Here is a 4,619-nt window from a genome sequence, read left to right as displayed (position 1 = left end):
TTTGCCTCGGGAAACTTACTGGCTAATTATGGTTGGGATATGGTGCTTTGGGTTTCATTTGCACCATTGATTCTGGCCGTGATTGTGTTGGCATTAACGGCCGTTTTACGGCCAACCCCTTCGGTTGACCGTATTTGATGGGTTACAGAAGGGGGCTGAGTATGGCCATGGTGTTGTTGCGAAGCTGGTGGGGCAAGCTCCATGATGCTACATCGGCTTGGGTAACCGGTTTGGACTGTGCCGTATATTCATCTTGTCTGCAACGGATGGCCTGAGTCAGGCTCTTATCGTGGAACAGAATATTGTTCTCGAAGTTCAGCTCAAAACTGCGCCGGTCCATGTTGGCCGAGCCAATCAAGGTGACTTCACCGTCTACCGTTAGTGTTTTTGCGTGTAGCAGGCCACCGGTGTATTCGTGAATACGAACGCCTGCCTCCAGTAATTCTGAATAATGGCTTCGGCTGGCGGCACCCACAAACCAGCTGTCATTGCGGGCGGGAAGGATAATACTTGTTGCTACCCCTCTGCGGGCACTGCTGCAAAGCGCAGCTTGCATGAAATCATCGGGAACGTAATAAGGTGTGGTAATGACCAGTTCTTTGCGGGCGCTAAACATCAGTGTCGCGAAAAGCTCGGGGGTGGCGGAATAATGATTCTCGGGCCCTGTTCCAATGACTTGGGCAGCAAAGCCCGTTTCTGCGGGCATCATGGGGTGTTGCGCCAGTTCACGGCAATCCTCATTGGTGCATGCTAGCCAATCACTCAGGAAAAGTGCCTGGTTTTGCCGGGCAATCGGTCCTTCAAACCTAATGACGGCATCAACCCAGGGGGCGTATTTCGCTTTGATGGCAAACTCAGGATCGGCGCAGTTCTGGCTTCCACAATAAGTTATACGGTTGTCAATCACAACAATTTTGCGGTGATTGCGAACGTCAACGCGTCCTTTCAATATGCGAACCATAACGTTCCCAATAGGCTGTGCGCGAGCCAGTTGCACGCCTGCATGATGCATTGCCGTCCAGTGTTCACTGCGAATAAAATTGCGTGAACCCAGATCATCAACAATCACGCGGCAGGTAACGCCACGCCGGGCGGCCCTAATCAGGGCATCAACTACCTTGCATCCATTGTTATCGGCTAGCCAGATGTAGAAAAGAAGATGTACATGTTCCTGTGCAGCATCAATATCCAAGACCATTGTATTAATCGTGGTATTGGAATCATCCAGCAAATGGCCTCTGTTACCACCAACCGGTTTGAAGCCACTGATTGATTGGCCGATTGAAAACCCGGGTAAATTGAGGGCCGGTAGATGGGGGATTGGGGCAAGGTTGGTAATGGGAGGCAGGGCGTTTTCATGAGGCCGTTGACGAGCCTGCCCTTTGTTTGGGCGAACTTCCCCCAACATTAAATAGGTTAATGCGCCAACGTAGGGCAGGGCCATGATGAAAAGGATCCAGGCGACGCGTGAGGCCGGATCGCGATGTGGCCTGAGCAAGACGCGGACCGATAACCCTGTGATGATAAGAAGGTGGACAATCAGCCACATGAGACTACCTCATTATTAGTATGAGTGGATTAATCGCCAGACCATTGTCCGGGAGCATCAATTTTAAGTTATTGATGAAGGTTAATGTTAACGGTTATGGCAAAACAAAGGTTATGGCAAAACAAAAAGCCCAGACCGAAGTCTGGGCTTTTCTGGAATCTGGAGCGGGAAACGAGTCTCGAACTCGCGACCTCAACCTTGGCAAGGTTGCGCTCTACCAACTGAGCTATTCCCGCGTATTTAAAAAGTCATTCACTGGAGGCGCAGAGCGGAGTCGAACCGCTCTGGACGGATTTGCAATCCGCTGCATAACCGCTTTGCTACTGCGCCCTTTAGTACATGCAACTGATTGGATCGGATAATGCAATCGCTGTGGTTCAGTGCTTAAGACTTAATAAGAAAATGAGTATAGCATCATTAAAATAAAATGGAAATTTTTATAATGAAATAAGCAACAAAAATGTCATTTGAATGCAATTGTTGATGTTTTTGTTGTAATAAAGCATCTTCTTTGAGTGTTTGTATGTTTTGCATGCAAGCCCGGTGGAAATGGATGTGGGGATTATGGGGGAGGGCTTTCTTGAGGCTGTGGTTGCGCGTTGGTTTGATGTAACGTATTGTTTTATATGATTTTTTAACTACACTGAGGGTATAATTTATACGCTAGGATGTAATGGGAAGAGATAAGGTGTTGGGTCAGCTTGCAGGTAAATAAAAAAACTCACGCCTTTGGGTAATGTTAATTTTCTACAATCCAGGAGACAAGTATGGTAACCAATCACAAAGCAGCAACCCAGTCTGGTAGTCAGTTGCCGCAGAATTTGTTAAATGCAAATATGGAATTGTCCCGGCAGATGGGAAAGCTGTTCCAGGAAAACAATCAGCGCTGGAGTGAGTTCATTGCCAAGGCTTTTGGCGAGGGCCGGGGGAATATGGAAAAGTTGCTCAAAGTAAACAATGGGCAGCTACAGGGGCAAACCCTTAATGATCTGATGGATGGTTTGTCGCAATGTGCCAATTGCAATCGTGTTTTGGCACAGCAGGCGCTTGAAAACCAGAAGTTGTTCATGTCTGGAATGACTGAAATACTGCAACAGTGGCAGCAGCAGTCTAGCGCGCTGGCAGGAGATGCGAATGCCATGCCCTGGAATAATATGTTTGCCGATATGCTCAAACAGATGAGCACCGGTTTTTTGCCCTTTAATACAAATTGGCACGAAAAAGAAGAAAACAAGGTTAAATAACTGACCTGCCCGGCAGGTAGTGCCTTATTATTTAGAGCCAGCCCGGTATAGTGCGATGGGGGTATTAAAGCATTTATGCGGCAGAAACAAAAAAAGGACCGAAAGGTCCTTTTGCGCATTTACAGGTAACACCTGCAAATTAGAATTCTGGAGCGGGAAACGAGTCTCGAACTCGCGACCTCAACCTTGGCAAGGTTGCGCTCTACCAACTGAGCTATTCCCGCGTTTTTCACAATTTTCAGTGTTGTGCTGAATCAGTGAAGTTTTAAATTATAAGCAATCTTTTTTCGTTTTGCAAGCTTTTTATTTGCCTGTTTTTGAAATAAGCAAGAAGTGCTTAAGAAAGACGAAATAATAGCATTTATTTCTTTATAATGTCAAAAAAACGTTATTTGAATAGTTGAAAATATGGATTTTATACAACAGAAAGACCTAAGCTGTTTTAATACGCTGGGCTTGAAATCATTGGCGAATAATTATATAAGCCTTTGTAATAAAAAAGATTTAAGCGGTATTTCAGACTTGTTGAAGCCCGGTGTTCCCTACTTCATACTTGGGGGAGGAAGTAATGTTGTATTAAGTGAACAAATTGATCAGATTGTTGTTCATAACCAACTTAAAGGGATCAATCTTGTGCAGGAAACTGACAGTGCCTGGTTTGTAGAAGCCGCTGCTGGTGAAAATTGGCATGATTTTGTGGTTAATTGCATACAGCAAGGTTGGTATGGCCTGGAAAACCTGGCCTTAATACCTGGTACGGTGGGGGCGGCACCCGTGCAGAATATTGGTGCCTATGGTGTGGAAGTTAAAGACCGGCTCGATAGCGTGGTGGCTTATGATCCGCTGACGCAAACAGAACAGGTCTTTAATAATGAACAATGCCTTTTTGCCTACCGTGATAGTATCTTCAAGCACCAAGAGGGTAACGGCCTCATTATTACGGCAGTAAGGTTTCGTTTGCCTAAGCAATGGGTGCCGATGCTGTCTTATCCCGATCTTCAGCAATATGAAGGAGCAAAACCCCAACTGACGCCACAAGCCATTCTTGAAGCTGTCTGTGATATACGTCGTCGTAAGTTGCCCGATCCAAAGGTAACGGGTAATGCGGGCAGTTTTTTTAAAAACCCAATTGTTCCTGCGCAGCAGTATTGGCAGTTAAAGGCACAATTTCAGGACTTGGTTGCCTATGAACAGCCGGATAGCCGTTATAAGCTGGCTGCGGGCTGGATGATTGATCAATGTGGCTGGAAAGGGCGGCAATTGGGTAATGCCGGTGTACATGCAAGGCAGGCCTTGGTGATTGTGAATACCGGCAAAGCCTGTGCAGCGGATATTATCGCCATTGCAAGGGCAATTGCCGATGATGTCATGAAGAAATTTGGTGTTTTGCTAGAACCCGAACCAGTCTTTGTGGGGGGCAGACATTAAGACTCACCCCGAATGCCGGTGGCAAGCGGGGGGCTTGTAAAGGTCATTAACCTTGAATGACGTCTTGCATGTCGAACAGGCCGGTTTCGTGTTTTTGCAGGAACAGGGCGGCTTTCAGGCTGCCTTGGGCATAAGTGGCACGACTGGATGATTTATGGGTAATTTCAATTCGTTCACCCGTGCCGCAAAACATCACGGTATGATCGCCAATAATATCGCCACCACGTACAACCGAAAAACCGATTTGCCCGTCTTTGCGTGCCCCAGTGGGACCGGGCCGGGCCCAGTCAGCGAGGTCATCCAGTTTTTTGCCCCAGGGTTCGGCAATCACTTCACCCATTTTTAATGCGGTACCTGAAGGGGCATCCACCTTGTGCTTGTGATGGGCTTCATAGACT

4 protein-coding genes and 3 tRNA genes are annotated in these 4,619 nt (G+C 47.0%); 2 read left to right on the top strand and 5 right to left on the bottom strand.

The window, feature by feature from the left end; genetic code table 11:
• Positions 1-142: 142 nt before the first annotated feature.
• The 3 genes from cls to GXZ13_07245 form a co-directional block, all read right to left on the bottom strand.
• Entirely contained in the window at positions 143-1,549 is a 1,407-nt protein-coding gene (cls, locus tag GXZ13_07255) for a cardiolipin synthase (protein NLX75601.1), read from the bottom strand.
• A 160-nt stretch (positions 1,550-1,709) separates the two neighbouring features.
• A tRNA-Gly gene (locus tag GXZ13_07250) sits at positions 1,710-1,785 on the bottom strand.
• A 20-nt stretch (positions 1,786-1,805) separates the two neighbouring features.
• A tRNA-Cys gene (locus GXZ13_07245) sits at positions 1,806-1,879 on the bottom strand.
• 437 nt (positions 1,880-2,316) lie between these two features.
• Here GXZ13_07245 and GXZ13_07240 point away from each other — a divergent pair.
• Positions 2,317-2,793 carry a hypothetical protein gene (locus GXZ13_07240; protein NLX75600.1) on the top strand — a complete coding sequence of 159 codons (477 nt, stop codon included), beginning with the start codon at positions 2,317-2,319 and terminating at the stop codon, positions 2,791-2,793.
• Between the two features lie 148 nt (positions 2,794-2,941).
• Here GXZ13_07240 and GXZ13_07235 read toward each other — a convergent pair.
• Positions 2,942-3,017, bottom strand: a tRNA-Gly gene (locus tag GXZ13_07235).
• A 184-nt stretch (positions 3,018-3,201) separates the two neighbouring features.
• On the opposite strand from GXZ13_07235, the gene murB reads away from it, so the two are divergent.
• Positions 3,202-4,221: a UDP-N-acetylmuramate dehydrogenase gene (gene murB, locus GXZ13_07230; GenBank protein ID NLX75599.1), complete on the top strand. Its 1,020-nt coding sequence runs from the start codon at positions 3,202-3,204 to the stop codon at positions 4,219-4,221.
• 46 nt (positions 4,222-4,267) lie between these two features.
• On the opposite strand, the gene dapB is transcribed toward murB, so the two are convergent.
• On the bottom strand, positions 4,268-4,619 hold a 352-nt coding region (gene dapB, locus GXZ13_07225; GenBank protein ID NLX75598.1), incomplete at its 5' end, for a 4-hydroxy-tetrahydrodipicolinate reductase.

The sequence above is a fragment of the Synergistaceae bacterium genome, from assembly GCA_012728235.1.
Taxonomy (GTDB): domain Bacteria; phylum Synergistota; class Synergistia; order Synergistales; family Synergistaceae; genus JAAYFL01.
This window is presented reverse-complemented; position numbering and strand designations above follow the sequence as displayed.